Source organism: Streptomyces sp. NPDC001868 (assembly GCF_040297125.1).
In the GTDB taxonomy this organism is placed as follows: Bacteria; Actinomycetota; Actinomycetes; order Streptomycetales; family Streptomycetaceae; genus Streptomyces.
On record NZ_JBEOYO010000033.1, the window covers coordinates 80288 to 102018 of the forward strand.

19 protein-coding genes and 1 pseudogene are annotated in these 21731 nt (G+C 72.0%); 12 read left to right on the forward strand and 8 right to left on the reverse strand.

The window, feature by feature from the left end; translation table 11 throughout:
• Window positions 1-45 precede the first annotated feature (45 nt).
• From ABT147_RS31070 to ABT147_RS31080, 3 genes are all read right to left on the reverse strand, one after another.
• Window positions 46-624 (reverse strand): TerD family protein, encoded by a 579-nt coding sequence (locus ABT147_RS31070; protein WP_351412277.1) that lies wholly within the window; start codon window positions 622-624, stop codon window positions 46-48.
• A gap of 170 nt (window positions 625-794) precedes the next feature.
• Window positions 795-2930, reverse strand: a complete 2136-nt coding sequence (gene uvrB / locus ABT147_RS31075; protein WP_351412279.1) for an excinuclease ABC subunit UvrB — start codon at window positions 2928-2930, stop codon at window positions 795-797.
• Between the two features lie 39 nt (window positions 2931-2969).
• Window positions 2970-3839: an MHYT domain-containing protein gene (locus ABT147_RS31080; RefSeq protein ID WP_351412281.1), complete on the reverse strand. Its 870-nt coding sequence runs from the start codon at window positions 3837-3839 to the stop codon at window positions 2970-2972.
• A 280-nt stretch (window positions 3840-4119) separates the two neighbouring features.
• Between ABT147_RS31080 and ABT147_RS31085 the strand changes: the two genes are divergently transcribed.
• Window positions 4120-4989, forward strand: a complete 870-nt coding sequence (locus ABT147_RS31085; RefSeq protein ID WP_351412283.1) for a glycerophosphodiester phosphodiesterase — start codon at window positions 4120-4122, stop codon at window positions 4987-4989.
• A 104-nt stretch (window positions 4990-5093) separates the two neighbouring features.
• A complete protein-coding gene (locus tag ABT147_RS31090) occupies window positions 5094-5648 on the forward strand; it encodes a methylated-DNA--[protein]-cysteine S-methyltransferase (protein ID WP_351412286.1) in 555 nt (184 codons plus the stop codon).
• A gap of 175 nt (window positions 5649-5823) precedes the next feature.
• On the opposite strand, the pseudogene ABT147_RS31095 reads toward ABT147_RS31090, so the two are convergent.
• Window positions 5824-5928 (reverse strand): annotated as a pseudogene (locus ABT147_RS31095) (VOC family protein); the annotation flags it as partial.
• Between the two features lie 93 nt (window positions 5929-6021).
• Here ABT147_RS31095 and ABT147_RS31100 point away from each other — a divergent pair.
• Together ABT147_RS31100 and ABT147_RS31105 are read left to right on the forward strand one after the other, a co-directional pair.
• Window positions 6022-6933 (forward strand): pseudouridine-5'-phosphate glycosidase, encoded by a 912-nt coding sequence (locus ABT147_RS31100; RefSeq protein WP_351412288.1) that lies wholly within the window; start codon window positions 6022-6024, stop codon window positions 6931-6933.
• Window position 6934: 1 nt separating this feature from the next.
• Window positions 6935-7837, forward strand: a complete 903-nt coding sequence (locus ABT147_RS31105) for a carbohydrate kinase family protein (protein ID WP_351412290.1) — start codon at window positions 6935-6937, stop codon at window positions 7835-7837.
• 287 nt (window positions 7838-8124) lie between these two features.
• On the opposite strand, the gene ABT147_RS31110 is transcribed toward ABT147_RS31105, so the two are convergent.
• On the reverse strand, window positions 8125-8922 hold the full coding sequence (locus ABT147_RS31110; protein ID WP_351412292.1) for a methyltransferase domain-containing protein: 798 nt from the start codon (window positions 8920-8922) through the stop codon (window positions 8125-8127).
• Between the two features lie 241 nt (window positions 8923-9163).
• Between ABT147_RS31110 and corA the strand changes: the two genes are divergently transcribed.
• Entirely contained in the window at window positions 9164-10291 is a 1128-nt protein-coding gene (gene corA / locus ABT147_RS31115) for a magnesium/cobalt transporter CorA (RefSeq protein ID WP_351412294.1), read from the forward strand.
• 50 nt (window positions 10292-10341) lie between these two features.
• Here the strand turns inward: corA and ABT147_RS31120 are convergent, their stop codons facing one another.
• Both ABT147_RS31120 and ABT147_RS31125 read right to left on the reverse strand, forming a co-directional pair.
• The gene (locus tag ABT147_RS31120; RefSeq protein ID WP_351412296.1) at window positions 10342-10770 is read right to left on the reverse strand and encodes a CBS domain-containing protein; all 429 of its coding nucleotides are present in this window, start codon (window positions 10768-10770) and stop codon (window positions 10342-10344) included.
• Window positions 10771-11101: 331 nt separating this feature from the next.
• Window positions 11102-11743, reverse strand: a complete 642-nt coding sequence (locus ABT147_RS31125) for a nucleoside/nucleotide kinase family protein (RefSeq protein WP_351412298.1) — start codon at window positions 11741-11743, stop codon at window positions 11102-11104.
• Between the two features lie 92 nt (window positions 11744-11835).
• Between ABT147_RS31125 and ABT147_RS31130 the strand changes: the two genes are divergently transcribed.
• From ABT147_RS31130 to ABT147_RS31140, 3 genes are all read left to right on the forward strand, one after another.
• The gene (locus tag ABT147_RS31130) at window positions 11836-12522 is read left to right on the forward strand and encodes a DUF2293 domain-containing protein (protein WP_351412300.1); all 687 of its coding nucleotides are present in this window, start codon (window positions 11836-11838) and stop codon (window positions 12520-12522) included.
• A gap of 198 nt (window positions 12523-12720) precedes the next feature.
• Window positions 12721-13200 carry an anthrone oxygenase family protein gene (locus ABT147_RS31135; RefSeq protein ID WP_351412302.1) on the forward strand — a complete coding sequence of 160 codons (480 nt, stop codon included), beginning with the start codon at window positions 12721-12723 and terminating at the stop codon, window positions 13198-13200.
• Window positions 13201-13375: 175 nt separating this feature from the next.
• Complete coding sequence (locus ABT147_RS31140) at window positions 13376-14863, forward strand: glutamate synthase subunit beta (protein ID WP_351412304.1); 1488 nt, start codon at window positions 13376-13378, stop codon at window positions 14861-14863.
• A gap of 73 nt (window positions 14864-14936) precedes the next feature.
• On the opposite strand, the gene ABT147_RS31145 is transcribed toward ABT147_RS31140, so the two are convergent.
• Window positions 14937-15479, reverse strand: coding sequence for a carboxymuconolactone decarboxylase family protein (locus ABT147_RS31145; protein WP_351412306.1), 543 nt, complete (start codon window positions 15477-15479; stop codon window positions 14937-14939).
• A 47-nt stretch (window positions 15480-15526) separates the two neighbouring features.
• Between ABT147_RS31145 and pdxR the strand changes: the two genes are divergently transcribed.
• The 4 genes from pdxR to ABT147_RS31165 all read left to right on the forward strand — a co-directional run bounded on the left by pdxR (window position 15527) and on the right by ABT147_RS31165 (window position 21648).
• Window positions 15527-16939: a MocR-like pyridoxine biosynthesis transcription factor PdxR gene (pdxR, locus tag ABT147_RS31150; RefSeq protein ID WP_351412308.1), complete on the forward strand. Its 1413-nt coding sequence runs from the start codon at window positions 15527-15529 to the stop codon at window positions 16937-16939.
• A gap of 345 nt (window positions 16940-17284) precedes the next feature.
• On the forward strand, window positions 17285-19861 hold the full coding sequence (locus ABT147_RS31155) for a PEP/pyruvate-binding domain-containing protein (protein ID WP_351412310.1): 2577 nt from the start codon (window positions 17285-17287) through the stop codon (window positions 19859-19861).
• Window positions 19861-20751, forward strand: a complete 891-nt coding sequence (locus ABT147_RS31160; RefSeq protein WP_351412312.1) for a hypothetical protein — start codon at window positions 19861-19863, stop codon at window positions 20749-20751. Before ABT147_RS31155 ends, ABT147_RS31160 begins: the two co-directional genes overlap by 1 nt.
• A gap of 255 nt (window positions 20752-21006) precedes the next feature.
• On the forward strand, window positions 21007-21648 hold the full coding sequence (locus ABT147_RS31165; RefSeq protein WP_351412314.1) for a protein-tyrosine phosphatase family protein: 642 nt from the start codon (window positions 21007-21009) through the stop codon (window positions 21646-21648).
• Window positions 21649-21731: the final 83 nt, after the last annotated feature.

The following is a 21731-nucleotide window of genomic DNA, read 5'->3' on the forward strand; positions in this document are numbered from 1 at the left end:
ACTTCGTCCCCCTGTGTCGCGTGCTGCGTGGTGCGTCGTGCTTGCCTACAGGACCGGCAGGATCGCCGGCATGAGGTCCTGGAAGGTGCGGCCGTTGGCGGGCGTGCCGATGGCGGTCATCTGCCAGCCCGTGCCCGCGCGGTGCACCTTGGCCATGATCTGGGCCGTGTACTGGCCGCCGCCGGCGAGGGTGTAGCGCGCGAGCTCCTGGCCGTTGGTCTCGTCGACCAGACGGCAGAACGCGTTCTGCACCTCCTGGAAGGTCTGGCCCGTGAAGGAGTTCACGGTGAAGACGATCTGGTCGATGTGGACCGGGATCCGGGCCAGGTCGACGAGGATCGCCTCGTCGTCGCCGCCCTGGCCGACGCCGCCGACCAGGTTGTCGCCGGTGTGGCGGACGGAGCCGTCGTCGCTCACCAGGTGGCGGAAGAAGACGACGTCGACGGGCTGCTTGTCCGCGAAGAGCACAGCGGAGGCGTCGAGGTCGATCTCACGGGTGCGGGATCCGAACAGGCCGCGCCGAGGGGCAGCCTGCCAGCCGAGACCCATGCGTACCGCGGTCAGGCTGCCTCCGTCGTTCTTCTGCAGACTGATGGCCTGACCCTTGGTCATGTTGACGGTCACGCGCTGATTCCCCTCTCGAACTGTCCCCTGTTTCCGCGGAGTCCGCGGATGTGCAGCACCTTACGCAGCGGCACCGACATTGCCGCAGCCGGTGTCGCACTTTGTGTCGGTCTTGCAACACAGCGCGCCTGTGCCGGGGGCGCGCCCCCTCCCCCGGCACCCGTCGGCCGTCAGGCCAGGCCCGCCTCCCTCATCTGCCGCAGCTCCTTCTTCATCTCGGAGACCTCGTCACGCAGCCGTGCGGCGATCTCGAACTGCAGGTCGGCGGCGGCCGCGCGCATGCGCGCCGTCATCTCCTCGATCTGCTGGGCGAGGTCGGCCGCGGGACGGTCGGTCGGGACGGTCTCCTGGCCTTTGCCCTTGCCCTTGGCGGACTTGGCCGCCTTGCCGCCGAGGGAGGGGACGGGGGCCTTGGCGCCCTGGCCGTCCTTCCCATGGCGGTAACCCGTGCCGAGCAGCTGCTCGGTGTCGACGTCCTCGCGGGCGATCCGCGCGACGATGTCGTTGATCTTCTTGCGCAGCGGCTGGGGGTCGATGCCCTTCGCCTTGTTGTAGGCGACCTGCTTCTCCCGGCGCCGGTTGGTCTCGTCGATGGCCTTCTCCATCGCCGGGGTGATCCTGTCGGCGTACATATGGACCTGACCCGACACATTGCGCGCCGCGCGGCCGATGGTCTGGATCAGCGAGGTCCCGGAGCGCAGGAAGCCCTCCTTGTCGGCGTCGAGGATCGCCACCAGGGAGACCTCCGGGAGGTCGAGGCCCTCCCTCAGGAGGTTGATGCCGACCAGGACGTCGTACTCACCGGCCCGCAGCTCGCGCAGCAGTTCGACGCGGCGCAGGGTGTCGACGTCGCTGTGGAGGTAGCGGACCTGGATGCCGAGTTCCAGGAAGTAGTCGGTGAGGTCCTCGGCCATCTTCTTGGTGAGGGTGGTGACGAGGACGCGCTCGTCCTTCTCGGTGCGCCGGCGGATCTCGTGCACCAGGTCGTCGATCTGGCCCTCGGTGGGCTTGACGACGACCTCGGGGTCGACCAGGCCGGTGGGGCGGATGATCTGCTCGACATGGCCGTCGGAGCGGGACAGCTCGTACTGCCCGGGCGTCGCCGAGAGATAGACCGTCTGGCCGACGCGCTCCTGGAACTCCTCCCACTTCAGGGGGCGGTTGTCCAGGGCGGAGGGCAGCCGGAAGCCGTGGTCGACGAGGGTGCGCTTGCGGGAGGCGTCGCCCTCGTACATCGCGCCGATCTGGGGCACGGTGACGTGGGACTCGTCGATGACGAGGAGGAAGTCGTCCGGGAAGTAGTCGAGCAGGGTGTTCGGCGGGGAGCCGGGCTCGCGGCCGTCGAAGTGCATCGAGTAGTTCTCCACGCCGGAGCAGGAGCCGATCTGGCGGAGCATCTCCAGGTCGTACGTCGTGCGCATGCGCAGCCGCTGGGCCTCCAGGAGCTTGCCCTGCTTCTCCAGCTCCGACAGACGCTCCCCCAGCTCCTTCTCGATGTCGTTGGCGGCGCGCTCCAGGCGCTCGGGGCCGGCGACGTAGTGGGTGGCGGGGAAGACGTACAGCTGCTGGTCGTCGCTGATGATCTCGCCGGTGAGCGGGTGGAGGGTGGAGAGGGCCTCGATCTCGTCGCCGAACATCTCGATGCGGACGGCGAGTTCCTCGTAGACCGGGAAGATCTCGATGGTGTCGCCGCGGACGCGGAAGGTGCCGCGGGTGAACGCCAGGTCGTTGCGCGTGTACTGGATGTCCACGAAGCGGCGCAGCAGTTCGTCCCGGTCGAACTCCGCACCGACCTTGAGGGGGACCATGCGGTCCACGTACTCCTGGGGCGTACCGAGGCCGTAGATACAGGAGACCGAGGCGACCACGACGACGTCGCGGCGGGTGAGCAGGGAGTTCGTCGCGGAGTGGCGCAGGCGTTCGACCTCCTCGTTGATCGAGGAGTCCTTCTCGATGTAGGTGTCCGACTGCGGGACGTAGGCCTCGGGCTGGTAGTAGTCGTAGTACGAGACGAAGTATTCGACCGCGTTGTTCGGGAGCAGCTCGCGGAACTCATTGGCCAGCTGGGCGGCCAGCGTCTTGTTGGGCGCCATCACCAGGGTGGGGCGCTGGAGCTTCTCGATCATCCACGCGGTGGTGGCGGACTTGCCGGTGCCGGTCGCGCCCAGCAGGACGACATCCTTCTCACCTGCCCCGATGCGCTGGGCGAGCTCGGCGATGGCCGTGGGCTGGTCGCCGCTCGGCTGGTAGGGGCTGACGACCTCGAGAGGCGCCACCGTGCGTTCGATCTTGGAAACGGGCCGCATGGAACCACCGTACGACCCCGCACTGACAACGGGCTCCGGTCAGCGGTTCTGCGGGGTGCGGAAGGTCCGCTCGCGGTGCTCCCGGCCGGTGCGGGACTCCGAGTGCCGGCAGGTGTGCGCGGTGGGCTGGGCCGGGATGCCGGGGCGCCGCTCGACCGGGTTCCCGTGGAACCTGCCCATGATCATGAACGGGTCGAACATGACGACGACGCCCGCGAGGAGCAGGAAGACCAGCGGACCGATCATCAGCGGGGCGAGCAGGGCGGCGGACGAGGAGCCGTCGGCCAGGGCGGGGGCGGTGGCGCTGTGCAGATGGACGTCGAGGGCGGCCATGCCCGTGTAGTGCATGCCGCTGACGGCGATCCCCATGACGAGGCTGGCACCGACGCTCCACAGGAAGCCGCGGACCTGTCCGGCGGCCCACAGGGCGGCGATCGCGGCGACCACCGCGATGACGACCGAGGCGGCCACGGTGAGGGTGTTGTACCCGAGCGTGCCGTTGAGGCGCATTCCGGCCATGCCGAGGTAGTGCATGGAGGCGATGCCGAGGCCGGTGATGGTGCCGCCGGTGAAGAGGGCGGCCCCGGTGGCCCCCTTGGAGGCGACCATGAAGATCCCGATGCCGACCATGACGACGGCGACGGCGAGGCTCGCGAACGTGGTCAGCGGGTCGTAGTGGACCGGGGTCTGCTGGACCTTGAACCCCATCATCGCGACGAAGTGCATGGTCCAGATGCCGGAGCCGATGGCCGCCGAGCCGAGCGCGAGCCAGCCGATTCGCCAGCGACCGTCGACCAGCATCGACCTGGTGGTGCAGCGCAGGCCGAGCGCACCACCGAGGCAGGCCATGAGATAGGCCACCACCGGTGTGACGAGTCCGTAGCTGAAGCCGTCGACCGTGCCCTGCATTCGCGGCTGCCTTTCCCGCCCTGTCGCGTCCCTGGATTCCCTGCCATGCCCCCAGCCCCGGGACCGCCACAACGGTCAGGGTTGTCGCAGAGAGTATGACCCCCACCGGAATGGTCGAACGATTTTCCGGCAAAGAAACACGCCCTTGCCCCACTTGTGCGGTGCCGGTGAGCGGACTTGGGCAACTCCATTCAATTCGTGGTCATCCTGCACCCTCCTGCCGTTGACCCTCTGCTGTCACTCTTGAGCTGACCGTGATCGATCGACGCGAGGAGTACGCATGCACGTGCGCGCCGTTGCCGCCGCGACCACAGCGTTCTTGGGGGCCGCCGTCCTCCTGCTCCCCACTTCCGCCGCCCACGCGGCCGCCGACGCCGACAATCCGCTGGTCGTCGCGCATCGCGGAGCTTCCGCCTACGCGCCCGAGAACACCCTGGCCGCCGTCGACAAGGCCCATGAGCTGGGCTTCGACTGGGTCGAGAACGACGTCCAGCGCACCAGGGACGGCAGGCTCGTCGTCCTCCATGACGCGACGCTGGCCCGGACGACCAACGTCGAGGAGCTCTATCCGGAGCGCGCTCCCTGGAACGTCGCGGACTTCACCGCCGCGGAGATCGCACGCCTGGACGCGGGCAGCTGGTTCGGCGACGCCTACGCGGGCGCGCGCGTGCCGACGCTGGAGCAGTACATGGGGCGGGTGTCACGCAACCACCAGAAGCTCGTCCTGGAGATCAAGAACCCCCAGCTCTATCCGGGCATCGAGCAACAGACCCTGAAGGTGCTGGGCAACGAGGGCTGGCTCGGACCGGCGCACCTCGACAAGCTGGTGATCCAGAGCTTCAGCGCCGACACCGTGCGGCGGGTCCACGAGCTGCGGCCGGCGGTGAAGACCGGCCTCCTCGGCACCCCGGACATCGCCGACCTGCCCGAGTACGCGACGTTCAGCGACCAGATCAACTCCTCGTACACGACCATCTCCGGGACCTACGTCGCCACGATCCACGCACTGGAGGGTCCGCACGGCAAGCCGTTGGAGATCCTGACCTGGACCGTGAACGACGCGGCCAACGCCCGCCGGGTGGCGGACTACGGCGTGGACGGCATCATCACCAACAAGCCGGACGTGGTCAGAGAGGCCACGCAGGGCTGACGTCGGTCCGGTCGGGGCGAGGCCGGGTCGAGGTCGGTGGCGTGCGTTCCGGGGCGGAGCGCACGCCGGGGTCGTTGTCAGTGGCGGCCCGTACGGTGTCTTCCATGAACAGCCATGCGCAGGACGAGCTGCAGGTCGTGTGGGCCGTCGTCGGCACGGACATCGGCCCGCTGCTGCTGGCCGCGACGGACGACGGCCTGGTGAACGTCGTGTTCCACGCCACGGACACGGTGCGCGACAGAACACTCGACCGGCTCGCCTCCCGCCTCGGCACCACCCCCGTGGAGGCCCCGGGGGCGCCGCAGCTGGCCGAGGCCATACGTCAGTTCCAGGCGTACTTCGCGGGCGAGCGGCACGACTTCGAGCTGCCGCTGGACTGGTCGCTGATATCCGGGTTCAACCGCCAGGTGCTGCGCGAGCTGGCGTCCGGCGTCCCCTACGGCTCGGTCGTGGGCTACGGCGACCTCGCGCGGCGCGTGGGACAGCCGGGCGCGGCCCAGGCGGTCGGCGTCGCGATGGGGTCGAACCCGCTCCCTGTGGTCGTGCCGTGCCACCGGGTGGTCGAGAGCGACGGCGGCATCGGCGGGTTCGGCGGCGGGCTGGAGACCAAGCGGAAGCTGCTGGCCCTGGAAGGTGTCCTTCCCGAGCCCTTGTTCTGAGGCGGCCATGGGTGGGCTTTGTCCGCCCGTGCGTGGCCTTTGTGCGGGAGGTGACGAGAGGCGCGCGCAGGGGCGCGAATCGGTCATCGGGCGTCGTTCCGGCCCACGGAGGCCGGCCGAAAACCGCCGTCGGCTACACGCGGTGCCACGCCTCGAACACGTTGCCGTCCGGGTCCCGGACCGACTCCAGGCCCACGGCCTGCTCGTAGAAGTCGGCTGCGGCGATCGGCTCCCGCACCCGGAGGACGACATGGTCGAGACGTGTCGTGTTGTCCTTCATGCGCCTCAGGCTGGTGTCCCGCACCACAACCCGCGAGGGTTTGGCCGGGCGCGCCGTCCGCCAGGGATGAGGGAAGAACGACAGACAGGAGGCATGCGCGTGCTGGTGGTGTCCGAGGAAGTACGGGAAGCGGTCGACGCGCGTCAACCCGTGGTGGCGCTGGAGTCCACGATCATCGCGCACGGGCTTCCCCGCCCGAGCAATCTGCGGGTGGCGCTGGAGCTGGAGGAGGTCGTACGGCAGGAGGGCGCCGTACCCGCGACGATCGCCGTGCTCGACGGGCGACCCCACATCGGCCTCGACAAGGAGCAGTTGGAGCGGGTCGCGAACGAGGACGGCATCCGCAAGCTCGGCCATCGGGACCTGCCGCTCGCGGTGGCTTCGGGGGTGAGCGGCGCGACCACCGTCTCGGCGACCGCCCAGCTGGCGGCCCTGGCAGGCGTGCGGGTGTTCGCGACGGGCGGGCTCGGGGGCGTCCACCGGGAGTGGACGGTGACCCAGGACGAATCCGCCGACCTGGGGCTTCTCGCACGCACCCGGATCACGGTGGTGTGCGCGGGCGTGAAGTCGATCCTGGACGTGCCGGCCACCCTGCAGCGTCTGGAGACACTGGGGGTCGCGGTCGCCGGGTACGGCACGGAACGCTTCCCCGGCTTCTATCTGTCCGACTCCGGTCATCCGGTGGAGTGGACGCTCGGGTCGCCGGGCGAGGTCGCGGACGTCATGCGGGCGCAGGACGCCCTCGACGGCCCGGAGTCGGCGCTGATCGTCGCCAACCCCGTACCGCGGGAGGAGCAACTCGATCCCGAACTGCACGCGCGCGTGCTCGCCGAGGCACTGCGGGCCTGCGAGGCGGAGGGCATCACGGGACAGGCGGTCACACCGTTCCTGCTGAGCTATCTGGTGCGGCACACCGACGGCGCCTCCCTGAGCGCCAACCTGGCGGCGGTGCGCGGCAACGTACGGCTCGCGGCACGGATCGCGGCGGCCTGGGCCGGGGCGTGACATGAGCGGGGCGCTGCTCGTCGTGGGGGACGTCGTCACGGATGTCGTCGCCCGGCACCACGGGCCGCTCGCGGCGGGCACCGACACGGCCTCCGCGATCCGGACACTGCCGGGCGGGGCGGGTGCCAACGTGGCCTGCTGGGCGGCCCATCGGGGCTGCGCGGACGTACGGCTGCTCGGGCGCGTGGGCACGGACGGGGCCGCGTGGCACGAACGGGAGCTGCGGGCTTCGGGGGTACGGCCCCACCTGGTCGTCGATCCGGACGCGGCCACGGGGACGGTGATCTGTCTGGTGGACACGGACGACGCGGCCGAACGCACGTTCCTCACCGACAGCGGCGCCGCGCTGCGGCTGGGCCCCGACGACTGGGCGCCGTCGCTGCTCGACGGGGTCGCGCGGCTGCATCTGTCGGGCTATCTGTTCTTCTCGGAGCCGAGCCGCGCGCTGGTCTCGGTGGCCCTGGAGTCGGCACGCGCGCGTGGGGTGCCGGTGAGCGTCGACCCCGCGTCGGCGGGGTTCCTCACACGGCTGGGGGTGGACCGTTTCCTCGCGCTCGTCGAGGGAATCGACGTGCTGCTGCCCAGCCGTGACGAGGCGTGCCTGCTGACCGGGTTGCCCGATCCGGCGGACGCGGCGGCCAAGTTGAGCCGTCTCGTTCCGCTGGTCGTGGCCAAGCAGGGTGCCGACGGTGCGCTGGTCGCCCGCGGGGGCGTCGTCGAGTCGCGGATTCCGGCGGCCCCCGCCGTGCCCCGCGACACCACCGGCGCGGGCGACGCCTTCACCGGCGCTTTCCTGGCCGCGCTGCTCGCGGGCGCGGACGTCGAGGGGGCGGCGGTGGAGGGGTGCGGGGCGGGGGCACGTGCGGTGGAGGAGGTGGGCGGAAGGCCGCCGACGGCCGGCTGAGGTCGGTGACCGGTGGCCGGCCACGATCCGCGTGCGGCCCGTGGTGAGCCCTGGCCTGGGGTCGGCTGCGGTCTGCGGCCAGCCGCGGTCCGAGGGGCGGCTGCGGTCTGGGGGCGGCTGCGGTCTGGGGCGGGAGTCGTGCCGGGCTGCGGCGTCAGCCGTGCGGGGGCGCCGGGTCGACTGCGCGGGCCTGTGGCGCGGCCGTGGGGCGGGCGGCTCAGCGTCCGCTCTGTGTCGTATCGCACCGTGGGGTGTCGCGTCGACGGCCGAGACGGCCGAGCTTGCCGCTACGGCTTCCGCCCCCATGCCGAGATCAGTGGTGGGGCCGCGATGTCCATCGCGCCGGAGGCCACGTTCGCCAGATGCCGGTCGATGTCCTCCTGGGTGGCGAGGTTCGCCGTGACGAGCGCTTCGCGGAGGCGGCCGAAGGTCGTCGCTTCCAGGGCGGCACAGGCGGGTGAGGCGACGGGGAAGTACGCGTCGGCCTCCACACCGCGCAGCCCCGCCGCGCGCAGCAGGCGCGGGAGTCGGCGGCCGTACGCCGGGTCGGTTCCGTGTGCGGCGAGCAGTGCGCGGACGGCCTCGCGGAGCCGGTTGGCCAGCTGGTGCTCGGGGTCGGACTCCTCAGGGCAGGCCAGGGGTTGGAGGGCGGGATCGGCGTCCTCGATCAGGAGGCGGCCGCCGGGACGCAGCGCGTCGATCATCGACAGCAGCGCCGCCTCGCGGTCCGGCACATCAGCCAGGACGAGCCGGGCATGGACGAGGTCGAAGCCGTCCCCCGGCGGCTGGTCGACGCCCACGTGGTGGACGAGGGCCTCGACCGGGGGGCGGGTGACCGAGGGGACGGCCCAGGAGATGTCGGTGTCGGTCGCCATGACCTTGCCGGTCGGCCCGACCTTCTTGGCCAGCCAGGAGACCACGGAGGTGCCGCCCGCGCCGACCTCCCAGCAGCGCCAGCCGGAACCCAGGCCGAAGCTCTCCATGTGCCGGAACGTCGTGGGGTCGAAGAGCGTGGCGAAGGCGTCGGGGCTCTGCCCCGTCTCGGCCTGCCGGTGGTCGAGGAGATACCCGTCGATTCGCATCATGCCGAGATCATCCCATTTGGCCGACTTATCACTAATAGCGACTCTCCCGCAGTCCACGAGGTCGCCCCGGCGGTGACCGGATCGATCAGCCGGATCGGAACGGCGCGACCGACTGGAACGTCTACAAGTGAAGCGGAGCGTTCCGTTCCCACAGCCTTACCCGGCACTCATTCGGCCCTGGCAAACTGGCGCGACAAGGCACGAAAGTGCGGTGCGAGGAGATCCACGCAAGGAGATCCAGATGTCCATGGCAGGGAATCTGCGGAAGGTCACCGGCCTCGACAAGGTCGGCGGCCTGCGCAGGATGGCACGGCTGGCCCGACGGCGCCCCCGCGTCGACCTCAGTCATCCGGCCCGCTCCCCGCTGGGCACCGCGGTGGTGAACTGCGTGACGTACCACAAGGGCGTCCGCTCCCCCGGCGGCCGCGATGTCGTCGAGGCCGTCAAGCAGGTCCGCAGGCACGACCACGGCTTCGTCTGGCTGGGGCTGCACGAGCCGACGCAGCGGGAGTTCGCCGGCATCGCCGAGCTCTTCGACCTGCACCCGCTGGCGGTCGAGGACGCGGTCGAGGCCCACCAGCGCCCGAAGCTGGAGCGCTACGGCGACACACTGTTCGCGGTGTTCAAGACGGTCTGCTACGTCGAGCACACCGAACTGACCGCGACCAGCGAGGTGGTGCACACCGGCGAGATCATGGTCTTCGTCGGCACCGACTTCGTGATCACCGTTCGGCACGGGCGGCACGGCTCGCTCGGTCCGCTGCGCGAGGAACTGGAGGCCAACCCGGAGCAGTTGGCCAAGGGACCGGCCGCGGTGCTGCACGCGATCGCGGACCACGTGGTCGACGACTATCTGAACGTCACGGACTCGGTCCAGACGGACATCGACCAGGTCGAGTCCGATGTGTTCGCCGCGAACGGCTCGCGCGTGGATCCGGGGCGCATCTACCAGCTCAAGCGCGAACTGCTCGAACTGAAGCGGGCGGTGGCCCCGCTCGCCCGCCCCCTGCTGGAACTGACCTCACGACCGATCCGGGTGGTCGACCCGGAGATACAGGCCTACTTCCGGGACGTCTCCGACCACCTGCTGCGGGCGACCGAGCAGATCGCCGCGTTCGACGAACTGCTGAACTCGATCCTGCAGGCGCACCTCGCGCAGGTCAGCGTCGCGCAGAACGAGGACATGCGGAAGATCACGGCATGGGCGGCACTGATCGCCGTGCCGACGATGGTGTGCGGGGTCTACGGAATGAACTTCGAGCACATGCCCGAGCTGCACTGGAAATTCGGCTACCCACTGGTTCTGGGAGTCATAGCCACCGCCTGCGTCACCCTCTACCGGGGCTTCAAGCGCAACGGGTGGCTGTGACTCCCGAAGCAGGGAGCGGGGAACGGTGAGCGGGGAGGGGATCGGCCGGGTCAGCCCGTCGCGGTCTTCGCGTAGACGCTCTCGACCCAGGAGGCGATCTGGTCGTCCGAGAGATGGTGGGCCAGGTCGGCTTCGCTGATCATGCCGACGAGACGCTTGTTCTCGATCACCGGGAGCCGGCGGATCTGGTGCCCCTTCATCTCCTCCAGCACCTCGCCGATGTCGGCGTTCGCGTCGATCCAGCGGGGTGTGCCCTTGGCCAGCTCGCCCGCCGTGATCGACGACGGGTCGTGGCCCAGGGCGACACAGCCGACGACGATGTCGCGGTCGGTGAGGATGCCGCAGAGCCGTTCGTTCTGGTCGCTGATGGGGAGTGCTCCGACGTTCAGCTGGCGCATCAGCTGGGCGGCGCGGTCGAGGGTCTCGTGGGCGGGGATCCACTGGGCGCCGCGATGCATGATGTCTCCGGCGGTGGTCATGTAGTACCTCCCGGTGCCGGACGGCCGGCGCGGCGCAGGACGCACCGCTAGTCCCGGCGCCCTACATTCTTGCCGCGACCGAGGGGAAGCGCACTCGGAGGGAGGCGCCCCTCCACGCCGGACGGCGGTGCGGCGCCGGCTCAGGCGGTGGAGCGCACCTTCCGGCAGCTGGCGGTCGGCAGCCAGCCGTCGGCGGTCGGCGGTCCGCGGTCGGCGGTCGGCGGGGCGGCGGGACGGCGGGACGGCGGGACGGCGGGACGGCAGTCGAGGAGAAGGGGCCGGCGAACTTCTCGGCATGGGGTGGTCGGGGATTCCCGGGGCCGCCCGCCCGTCAGCCGTTCCAGGCCGGGTGCCGAGGGTCGTCGGCGCGCACCAGGACGTCGGCGGTGGCGGCCGGGTCCGTCTCGGTCCCGTAGCGCTCGAAGGCGGGGAGGGTCCAGTGCTCGTCCTCAGGGGTGCGGCGGCGCAGGGCGCCCGGGGAGAGAAGGACATGGACGGTGAGATCGAAGGGGAACCAGTGCTTCAGGAGGAGGGGGCCGTGCGTCAGCAGGATCGCGCCGGGCGGGAGGGAGACGTAGGGGCTGCGGGTCGCGCGGTCGGTGGTGGGGTCCCACAGGTCGGGCAGGACGCGGCCCGTGCCGCCGGGGTCGAGCGGGCCGAAGACCTCGCGCCACAGCGCCGCCGTGTCGAACCAGCCGTCGTAGTACGCCTCCACGTCCTCGTGGCCGTACTCGAACCGGAGCGACGCGGGCCGGAGGAACCCCTCGGTGCCCACGACGAGCGAGGACCGGCCGCGTATGCGGAGCGCCTCCGACACCCGGGTGGCGAGGTCGCCCGGGCGGGCGGCCGGGGCACCGTCGAAGGCGACGCGCGGCCAGGGCGAGCCGTCGTCCGGCTTCAGGTCGAGGAGACGGTCGGCGAGGAGGTCGCCGAGCCGTTCCCAGGTGATCGCTTCGAATCGCACACGGCCCATGATGCCGCGCGCGGCGACCGAGGCCCGAGCCGGTCGGGAGGGTGGCCCGGAGACCACGTGACCATGGGGCCACCAGGGGGAATGAACCGCGTATGGCAGCGCCCACCACTCCCCCGCCCCGTACCGGACCTGTCGTCGTGCAGGCGCTCAGGAAGAAGCACTGCGCCGAGTGCCGGAGCGGTCCGGTGGCGCTGCTGGTCTTGGAGGAGGGAGCACCGCGCTGCCTCGACTGCGCGGACCTCGGGCACCTGGTGTTCCTGCCCCGGGGCGACACCGCGCTCACGCGGCGAGCCCGGGAGGAGAGTGCGCTGTCGGCCGTGGTCGTACGGTTCAACCGGCGCCGGAGCCGGTACGAACGGCAGGGCGTCCTGGTCGAGGACGCGGCGCTCGCCCGCGCCGAGGAGCGATGCCTGGCGGACGCGGAGGCGCGACGCCGCCGCCGGCTGCGGGACGCGCGGCGACGGGAGGCGGAGGACGTGCGCTTCACGGACGCGTTCGCCGCGGAGATACGACGGCTGTTCCCCGCGTGCCCGGTCGAGCGGGCCCGGGAGATCGCCACCCACGCGTCGTTGCGCGGCAGCGGCCGCGTCGGCCGCAGCGCGGCGGGCCGCGCCCTGACGCAGGTCGCGGTGACCTCGGCGGTCATCGCCTCCGTACGGCATGTGAACACACCGTACGACCAACTGCTGATGACCGGCGTACCCCGCCACGAGGCGAGACGCCGGATCGCGGGGGTGGTGGAGACGACGCTGCGGGAGTGGCGGCGGGGGGTGGGGTGAAGGGGCGGGGAGGGGAGGGGAGGGGGAGGGGGAGCCCCCTCGTGGCACCAGTCGTCGGTCGTCGCAGCGGTCTTGGACGTTCGCGTATGGAGGTGCGCATCTCGGCCATGGTGACTGTGGTCGTACGGATGTTCACTTGTGGTGATGGTGGGTGGGGGGCAGGATCTTTGGGTTCGGGGGATCGAGGTGGGAGCGGACATGATCGATGGGCCGTACTTCGTGCTGACGGTGCTGGGCCTGCTCGGGACGGCGGTCGTGGCGGGTGTGTTCTGCGGGTTCTCGACGTTCGTGATGAAGGGGCTGGCGTCGTTGCCGCCGGCGCAGGGTGTGGCGGCGATGCAGGCGATCAATGTGAGCGCGTTGACGCCGGCGTTCATGCTGGTCTTCGTGGGTACGGCGGTGCTGTGTGCCGTGCTGGCCGTCGTGACGTTCGTGTTGTGGCCGGACGAGGGCAGGGTGGAGCTGCTGTTGGGCAGCGCGCTGTATCTGTTCGGCTGTTTCGGGGTCACGATGATGGCGAACGTGCCGCGCAACGAGACGCTCGCCAAGCTGGACGCGGGCACGGCGGAGGCCGCGGCGTACTGGCGTGAGTACGTGAGCCGGTGGACGGCGTGGAACCACGTGCGGACGGTCGCCTCGGTCGCCGCGGCCCTCGCGTATCTGCTGGCGCTCGCCTGAGGCGGAGGCGGCGGGCGCGTCGTATCGTGGCGTGAGGAGGGTGCTGCCCGAGGGCGCACAGCTGCGGCTTCGCGCCCCGCGTCGCACGCCCCACGCCACCACGCCCGATCCGAGTTCGCCGGTGCACGGCCGTGCCCGTGCCTGTACGCGTACGCCATACGTGAGGGAGACGGCCATGGCCGATCCCAAGGGTTTTCTGACCACCCCACGCGAGGAGTGGCCCCGTCGGCCCGTGGAGGAGCGGGTGCGGGACTGGGACGAGGTGTATGTCCCGGGGGCGCTTCTGCCGATCATCAGCAAGCAGGCCGACCGTTGTATGGACTGCGGTATCCCGTTCTGCCACGACGCCTGTCCGCTGGGGAATCTGATTCCCGAGTGGAACGATCTCGTGTCGCGGGAGGACTGGCGGGCGGCGAGCGACCGGTTGCACGCCACGAACAACTTCCCCGAGTTCACTGGGCGGTTGTGTCCCGCGCCGTGCGAGGCGGGGTGTGTGCTGGCGATCAATCAGCCCGCGGTGACCATCAAGAACGTGGAGGTGGCCATCGCCGACCGGGCCTGGGAGGACGGTTTCACACCGCCGCGTCCGCCGGACCGGCTGTCCGGGAGGACGGTCGCCGTCGTCGGTTCGGGGCCCACCGGGCTGGCGGCGGCGCAGCAGTTGACGCGGGCCGGGCACACGGTCGCCGTGTACGAACGGGCCGACCGGATCGGGGGGTTGCTGCGGTACGGGATACCGGCGTTCAAGATGGAGCGGCGGCATCTTGACCGGCGGTTGGAGCAGATGCGGGCGGAGGGCACGAAGTTCCGTACGTCGACCGCGGTGGGGAGGGACATCGGCGCGGCCGAGCTGCGGGCGCGGTACGACGCGGTGGTGATCGCCACGGGGGCCACGGCCTGGCGTGAACTGGAGGTGCCGGGGCGGGAGTTGGACGGGATCCATCAGGCGATGGAGTATCTGCCGCTGGCCGACCGGGTGTGCGAGGGGGATCTGGAGGTGTCGCCGCTGTCGGCGGCCGGGAAGCATGTGGTGATCGTCGGGGGTGGTGACACGGGGGCGGACTGTCTGGGGACGGCGGTACGGGAAGGGGCCGCGTCCGTGACGCAGTTGGACATCTATCCGCTGCCGGAGGCGGAGCGCGACGAGGATGTCGATCCGTGGCCGACGTACCCGAAGGTCTACCGGCTCTCGGGGGCGCACGAAGAGGCGCGCGATCTTCGGTCGGCGCCGGCGGCGGACGCGGACGCGCGGCTCTTCGCGGCGTCCACGCTCCGCTTCACCGGGGACGAGGCGGGGCACGTACGGGCGTTGCACCTGGTCGAGGTGGACGGGCGGCGGCAGCCCCGGCCCGGTACGGGGCGGACGCTGCCCGCCGATCTCGTCCTGCTCGCCCTCGGGTTCTCCGGGCCGGACCGCCACGACGGGCTCGTCGAGCAGCTCGGGCTGGCGCTCGATCCGCGCGGCACCTTCACACGGGGGCCGGACTTCTCGACCGCCGTGCCCGGTGTGTACGCCGCCGGGGACGCCGCCCGTGGGGCGTCCCTCATCGTGTGGGCGATCGCCGAGGGGCGGGCGGTGGCCGCCGCGGTCGACCGCCGGCTGACCGGCGCGGAGCGGTTGCCGGCACCGATCGGGCCGTACGACCGGCCCATGACGGCGTGACCACGCGCCCGCCTGCCCGCCAGCCCGCGTGACGGCGTGGGGGGGGGCGTGAGCGCGTGGTGGGCGCGTCGTCTCAGCGGGTGTCCGTGCCTGCCTGCTTGCCGGTGGACAGGGCGATGCGGTTCCACGTGTTGATCGTGAAGATCAGGGCGAGGACGTGGGCCAGTTCGGTGTCGTCGAAGTGGGTGGCGGCTTCGGCGTAGACGTCGTCGGGGACACCGCCGTCGGCGACGAGGGTGACCGCTTCGGTGAGGGCGAGGGCCGCCTGTTCGCGGGCGGTGAAGAAGTGCCGGGCCTCGCGCCAGACCGGGATCATGTGGAGCCGGTCCTCGCTCTCACCGGCCTTGCGGGCGTCGTTGGTGTGCATGTGGAGGCAGTAGGCGCAGTGGTTGAGGTGGGAGGCGCGGATCTGGATCAGTTCGACCAGGGTCGGGTCGAGGCCCTCGCGGGCCGCCGCGTCGAAGCCGATGAGGGCACGGAAGGCGGTCCGGGCGGACTTCGCGAAGTCGAGGCGCGGGGCGGCGGCTGCGGCAGCGGCTGTGGCTGCGGGGGCCGGGGTGGTCGTCGCGTCCGTCGTGTTCGTCGTGTTCGTCGTGTTCGTCGTGTTCGTCGTCATGGCTATGAATCTATGGGGTGGAAAGACCTGTCGTAGGGTGCATTTCCATGGTGGATTCGTGGGTCAATTCGGCGGAGCGGATCGGGGCCGATCTGCATCTCGAACTGTCGGGTGGGGGTGGGCGGCGGGCGGCGTTGATCCGGGCGTTGCGGGAGGCGGTGCGTGGTGGTCGGCTCGCTCCCGGGACCCGGTTGCCGCCGTACCGCTCGCTCGCCGCGGACCTGGGCATCGCGCGCAACACGGTCGCCGACGCCTACGCGGAGCTGGTCGCCGAGGGCTGGCTGACGGCCCGGCAGGGGTCGGGTACACGGGTCGCCGAGCGGGCCGAACCGTTGGGCGCCCCCGCGCGCGTACCCCGGAAGGCACCTCCACGCGCGCGTGGGCCGCGGCACGATCTGCGGCAGGGCACGCCGGACGCGTCGGCGTTCCCGCGGACGGCGTGGGCGGCGTCGTACCGCAGGGCGTTGACGCGGGCGCCCAGGGAGGCGTTCGGGCCGGGTGATCCGGCGGGCCGGGTCGAGCTGCGGGAGGCGCTCGCCGAGTATCTGGCACGCGCGCGTGGTGTGCGGACCGAGCCGTCGCGGATCGTGGTCTGTTCCGGTTTCGCGCACGCGCTGCGGCTGCTGTTCCACGGCCGGGTGCTGCGGGGGCCGCTGGCCGTGGAGTCGTACGGTCTGGGTTTCCATCGTGAGCTGCTGGCTGCGGCCTCCGTACGGACGGTTCCGTTGCCGCTCGACGAGGACGGCGCGCTGGTGGACGGGCTGGGCCGGGAGCGGGGCGTGCTGCTCACGCCCGCGCATCAGTTCCCCACCGGCGGGCCGCTGCATCCCGTGCGGCGGGCCGCCGTCGTGGACTGGGCACGCGCGCGTGGCGGGCTGATTCTGGAGGACGACTACGACGGGGAGTTCCGCTACGACCGCAAGCCCGTCGGGGCCGTGCAGGGGCTGGATCCCGAGCGGGTCGTACACATCGGATCGGTCAGCAAGAGTCTGTCGCCGGCGCTGCGGCTGGGGTGGATGGTGCTCCCGGAGCGGTACGTCGACGCCGTGCTGGAGGCGAAGGGCGAGCGGGAGGCGTGGGCGAGCGTGCCGGAGCAGCTGGCGCTCGCGGACTTCGTCGTCTCCGGGGCGTACGACCGTCACGTACGGCGTATGCGGCAGCGGTACCGGGCACGGCGGGACCGGCTGGTCGCGGCCCTCGCGGCGCATGCCCCGCACATCGAGGTGACCGGGATCGCGGCCGGGCTGCACGCGGTGCTGCGGTTGCCGCCCGGGACCGAGCGGTCGGCGGTGAAGGCGGCGGCCTGGCGGGGTGTCGCGCTCGACGGGCTGGCGGATTTCCGGCACCCCGAGGCGACAGGGGACGCGCCGGACGGGCTCGTCGTGGGGTACGCGACGCCCCCGGAGCACGCGTACGGGGCGGCGGTGGAGGCGCTGTGCGGGGTGCTGCCGCCCGGGTGAGCGGCCGTACGGGGGTGGGGCAGCCGTGGCAGCGAACCGGAGGCCTCGGGTGGGACCGGGTGGCGCGGGGGCTCGGGGGGCCCGGGGGCCCGGGGGCTCAGGTAGTCCGGGGCTCGGGTGGGGCCGGGGGCTCGGGTGGACGGGTGGCTCGGGTGGGGTCGGATGGCTCGCGGTCGACAGGAAATCGGGGGTGGTGGGACCATTGAGGTCAGGAGGTACGTCGCCGCTGCCGCCGTAGGCACGCACGGTCTGGCGGCGATCCGCCCCCATCCTTCGTTCCGTCGTCAGGCGTAGGGCCCCTCCCTCGCGTCCCCCCTGTTGGCGGTCGGTCCTGGAGGGTGCTCGATGACGACGCTCGACGAACGTCACGGAGAACACGGAGACGGCGCGCACTGCGGGGCTCCGCCCCGGGGTGACGGCACGCTCGGTTCTCGCGTCGTCCCCCTGAACCAGCCGACAGCCTCGCTCTCCCCGGTCGCCGGTTCCAAGGCGGCCCATCTCGCGCGAGCCGCCCGGGCGGGGCTGCCCGTGCTGCCCGGCTTCGTGATCCCGCACCGCCCGCGCGACATGCACGGCGGGGAGCGCGTGGGTGAGACCTCCACCCTCGCGCGCGCCTGGGACGAGCTGTCCCGGCACGGTGCGCGCCCCCTCGTCGTACGGTCCTCCTCTCCTCAGGAGGACACGGAGGAGTCCTCGCTGGCGGGACGGTTCGAATCGGTGCTCGATGTGCGGGGGTGGGAGGAGTTCGGCGCGGCGGTACGCACGGTGCTCGGCTCGGCGCGGCGGCCCGACGGTGACAGCGCGCCCATGGCGGTGCTCGTCCAGCCCATGCTCAGGGCCCGGGTCGGGGGTGTGCTGTTCGGAGCGGATCCCGTGTCCGGGCGGACGGATCGGATGCTGGTCAGCGCGGTGCGGGGTGGGCCCGACACGCTGGTCAGCGGTGAGCGGCCCGGGACGACCTACCTGTTGAGCAGGTGGGGGCGACTGCTGCGGACGGAGCCGGCGGAGCTGGGAGATCTGGGCGGGGCGGCGGAGCAGGAAGGCCTGGCCGAGTCAGCGGAGCCGCGAGACCTGAGCGGGTCGACGGAGCCGGGAGGCCTGACCAAATCGGCTGGCCCGGCGGATCCGACGGATCCGGCGGATCCGGCGGACCCTGCTGACCCAGCCGACCCGCGGGAGTCGGTGAGGTCGGCGAGGTCGGCGGAGTCATCCGGGGCTCGGTGGCTGTCTCCGTCTGTTCCCGAGCCGTTGCTCACCGCCCCCGAGCTGCGTCGTCTCGCGCGTCTCGCGCGGCGGGCCGCCCGGGTCTTCGGCGGGCCGCAGGACATCGAGTTCGGTTTCGACGAGGCCGGGCGGCTGTGGCTGTTCCAGAGCCGGCCGATCACGGCGATGGCGGCGCGGCCGTCGCGTGGCGCCCGGCTGCTCGGTCCCGGGCCGGTGGCGGAGACGCTGCCGGGGCAGTTGGAGCCGCTGGAGGAGGATCTGTGGGTGGCGCCGATGGCCCAGGGCCTCGCCTTCGCGCTGGACATCGGCGGCAGCGCGCCGCGCCGGCACCTGCGGACGGCGCCGGTCGTCACGGTGGTCGGTGGCCGGGCCGCGGCGGATCTGCGGCTGCTGGGCGCCGTTCCGCCGAGGCACCCCCGGCTCGCGTGGCTCAACCCCGCGCCGGGTGCCCGGCGGCTGGGGGCGGCGTGGCGGGTGGGGCGGCTGACGTCGACGTTGCCGGGTCTGGCGACGGACCTGGTGGCCGACGTGGACCGGCGGCTGGCCGAGACACCGTCGGCCGCCGAGCTGCCGACCGCCGAGCTGATCTCGACCCTCCGCTGGACGCGCGCCACCCTGGTCTCGCTGCACGCGCAGGAGGCCCTCGCGGGCGCCTTCCTCCCGGAGCCCCGGGTCACGGCCGCGAGCACCGCACTCGCCACGCTCACGGAGACGAGGTACCGCGACGGGAACCTGCCGGACCACCGGGTGGTGGCCGCCGAACCCGTGGTCCTCGCCCTGACGGCCCCCAGCCTGTGGGGCGACCTGCGGCTGCCGCCGCCTGAACCCGAACCCGGCCCCGGCCCCGGCCCCGGCACCACGCCCACGCCCACGCCCACGCCCACGCCCACGCCCACGCACCGGAACGGTTCGACAGCGGCCGCCTCAACCACCTCAATCGCCCCACCCACCTCGTCCCCCTCACCCACCTCACCCCCCGCAACCGCCTCCCCCACCCTCGCCGCTCCCGAACCCCCCACTCCCGAACCCCCCCACACCCCCACGACACCCCCCACCCCCCACCAGCACACCGTCCCCCTCTCCCCCCTCTCCCCCGGCCCCCTCCCGCCCCGCGAGGCCCTGCGGCTGCGTATCCGGTGGGTGCAGGAGTTGCAGGTCAGGCTGGTGCGGGACGCGGCGCGCAGGCTGCTGGTGCGGGGTGTGCTGGGTGAGGCCCGGCGGGCAGGACTGTTGCGGTGGAAGGAGTTCGTGACCGCGCTGGAGGCGGGGCCGCTGCCGCCCGACTTCGAGGAGCGGCTGCCCCGGGCCGCGTCCGCGCCGCTCCCGGACAGGTTCCGGCTCGCGGACGGCGGTGTGGTCGTGGCCGAGCGCACCGCCGAGCGGTCCGGTGACGGAGGCCGGGGCGTGTCCGGCGGCCGGGGCGTCGGCACGGTGTGGGGCGGCGACGGGACGAGGCCGCCGGACGCCGTGCTGGTGGTGCGCACCCTCGATCCGGCGTTCGCGCCGCTGCTGCCCCACCTCGCGGGGCTGGTGGCGCAGACGGGCAGCCCGTTGTCCCATCTCGCGGTGCTGGCCCGGGAGTTCGGGGTACCCACGGTGGTCGGGGTCGAGGACGCGGTGCGCCGTTTCCCGCAGGGGAGCGAGCTGACGGTGGACGGTACCTCCGGCAACGTGCGGTCACGGTCCGGGAGTTCGTGATGAGGCGCCTCGCCTATCTCTTCGGGGGCGCGGCGGCGGTCGGCGCGGGCGTCTATTTCGTCGTCTATCTCTACCGGTGGCAGTGGCAGCGGGCCATCCTCAGCGGGGTGCTGCTGCTGATCGTCGGGGTGCTGTTGCTGGGGATCGTGCTGCTGGGGCGGCTCGCGCGGATCGAGGAGCGGATCCGGGAGAGCGAACGGCGGCAGCAGGACGCGCTCGCCCGGCTGCGGCAGTCGCGGTCGACCGAGCGGGGCGACCGGTTCCGTTGGCTGGAGGAGGATCCGGCGAGCCGTACGTATGTCTTCGTGCCCGTGCTGATGGTCACCGGTGTGGTGTTGTCGGGGATCGCGTGGGTGGTGCAGCGGGTCGCTTCGGTCACGGCGCGGCCGACGGCGGAGCGGAGTCTCGCGGGGCGGTTGGCCGTGCTGACCGCGCCCGATCCGGCGCCGGACACGGATCTGGAGGACGCGGCCCCGCTCGGCGGCGGTGGCCGGGGCCGGGCGGCCCGGCTGGTCACCATGGGCGTCGGCGCCGCCCTGCTGGTCCCGCTGGTCGTCGGGCTCGCCGACCTCACCCAGACCAGGAAGGAGGAGCGGAACGGGTCCGAGGCGACTTCGGTGGTGATGCGGGTGGACATGCGCGGCGTGTCCATGACGGCCGAGCGGCAGTCGATGGCCGCGTCCCAGGCGTGGGAGCGCTGCCGGAACTCCACGTCGGTGCCGCTGCGGCGGACCACGCTCGGCGAGCTCGGCGACGGTCTGTTCGCCGGGGTCGTCCGCCCCGCCCTCACCGACCACGACCGTCTGCGGCTGCGCGGCTGTCTGGAGGACGCGGACGTGGACCGGGCCCACCTCACGGTGGTGGGCATCGGTGACGCGGACGAGGAGTAAAAACCCAGCCCCCGAAGGCCGTCCGGCGCCCCGAAGGTCAACGGAGCAAAAGAGATAGACAGTCGCATATCGACTGCAAAGCCGTGAGGTGGGACACACCAGACAGGGCTCTTACGTCGTGCGGGCTACGATGCGAACAGACCCCCGTCCCCAACCTCCGGGTCATTCATGTCTGTCATCGTCACACCTCCGCCCGTACGCCCCGGTCCACTCCCCACCGCCCCCGCGCGGCCCCGCTCACTCCGCCGAAGGCTGGTGCGTGTCCTGACCGGAGTGCTGCTCGCGTGCCTCGCGCTGTGGGCCACGGGCTCGCTCGGCATCCTGGCGATGTCGTACGTGGCGCGTGAGACGATCTCGGCGCCCGAGGGGATCCGCTCGGTGCGCGGCATCCACAACTTCCAGCCCGTCGGCACGGACGGCGAGCTGTGGCGCGGCGCGGTGCCCTCCCCCACCGGCTACCGGTCGCTCGCCGACCTCGGTTTCACCACGGTCGTCGATCTGCGCGCCGAGGACCTGAGCGCCGCGCAGCTCGCCCTGCCGAGCGAGGCCGGCCTGGATGTCGTACGGGTGCCGATGCGTGACGGGCAGACGCCGACGCCGGATCAGGTGCAGCGCCTGCTCGACGTCGTGTCCGAGAGCTCCGGTCCGGTGTTCGTGCACTGCGGCGCCGGCGTCGGGCGTACGGGGACGATGGCCGCGGCCTATCTCGTACGGACCGGGCAGGAGGACGCCTCCGGAGCGGTCTGGCGCAACCTGTCGGTCGGGCCGCCGTCGATCGAGCAGATCTACTACGGGCTGACGCTGGAGCGGGAGCGGGACACCGCGCAGCCGCCGTTGCCGGTGGTCATGGTGAGCCGCTTCGTCGACGCGCCGCGCCGCCTCTTGTCGTACGTGTAGGCACCGGCGCGCAGCACACAGCGGCACAACACACGTACGAGCACACATACGAGTGAGCGGCGCGGGCACCCAGGGGTGCCCGC

Coding starts and splice junctions, on each gene's coding strand:
- uvrB (WP_351412279.1), bottom strand. CDS start 2,930: ATGCGGCCCGTTTCCAAGATCGAACGCACGGTGGCGCCTCTCGAGGTC.
- ABT147_RS31080 (WP_351412281.1), bottom strand. CDS start 3,839: ATGCAGGGCACGGTCGACGGCTTCAGCTACGGACTCGTCACACCGGTG.
- ABT147_RS31085 (WP_351412283.1), top strand. CDS start 4,120: ATGCACGTGCGCGCCGTTGCCGCCGCGACCACAGCGTTCTTGGGGGCC.
- ABT147_RS31090 (WP_351412286.1), top strand. CDS start 5,094: ATGAACAGCCATGCGCAGGACGAGCTGCAGGTCGTGTGGGCCGTCGTC.
- ABT147_RS31100 (WP_351412288.1), top strand. CDS start 6,022: ATGCGCGTGCTGGTGGTGTCCGAGGAAGTACGGGAAGCGGTCGACGCG.
- ABT147_RS31105 (WP_351412290.1), top strand. CDS start 6,935: ATGAGCGGGGCGCTGCTCGTCGTGGGGGACGTCGTCACGGATGTCGTC.
- ABT147_RS31110 (WP_351412292.1), bottom strand. CDS start 8,922: ATGATGCGAATCGACGGGTATCTCCTCGACCACCGGCAGGCCGAGACG.
- corA (WP_351412294.1), top strand. CDS start 9,164: ATGTCCATGGCAGGGAATCTGCGGAAGGTCACCGGCCTCGACAAGGTC.
- ABT147_RS31120 (WP_351412296.1), bottom strand. CDS start 10,770: ATGACCACCGCCGGAGACATCATGCATCGCGGCGCCCAGTGGATCCCC.
- ABT147_RS31125 (WP_351412298.1), bottom strand. CDS start 11,743: ATGGGCCGTGTGCGATTCGAAGCGATCACCTGGGAACGGCTCGGCGAC.
- ABT147_RS31130 (WP_351412300.1), top strand. CDS start 11,836: ATGGCAGCGCCCACCACTCCCCCGCCCCGTACCGGACCTGTCGTCGTG.
- ABT147_RS31135 (WP_351412302.1), top strand. CDS start 12,721: ATGATCGATGGGCCGTACTTCGTGCTGACGGTGCTGGGCCTGCTCGGG.
- ABT147_RS31140 (WP_351412304.1), top strand. CDS start 13,376: ATGGCCGATCCCAAGGGTTTTCTGACCACCCCACGCGAGGAGTGGCCC.
- ABT147_RS31145 (WP_351412306.1), bottom strand. CDS start 15,479: ATGACGACGAACACGACGAACACGACGAACACGACGAACACGACGGAC.
- pdxR (WP_351412308.1), top strand. CDS start 15,527: ATGGTGGATTCGTGGGTCAATTCGGCGGAGCGGATCGGGGCCGATCTG.
- ABT147_RS31155 (WP_351412310.1), top strand. CDS start 17,285: ATGACGACGCTCGACGAACGTCACGGAGAACACGGAGACGGCGCGCAC.
- ABT147_RS31160 (WP_351412312.1), top strand. CDS start 19,861: ATGAGGCGCCTCGCCTATCTCTTCGGGGGCGCGGCGGCGGTCGGCGCG.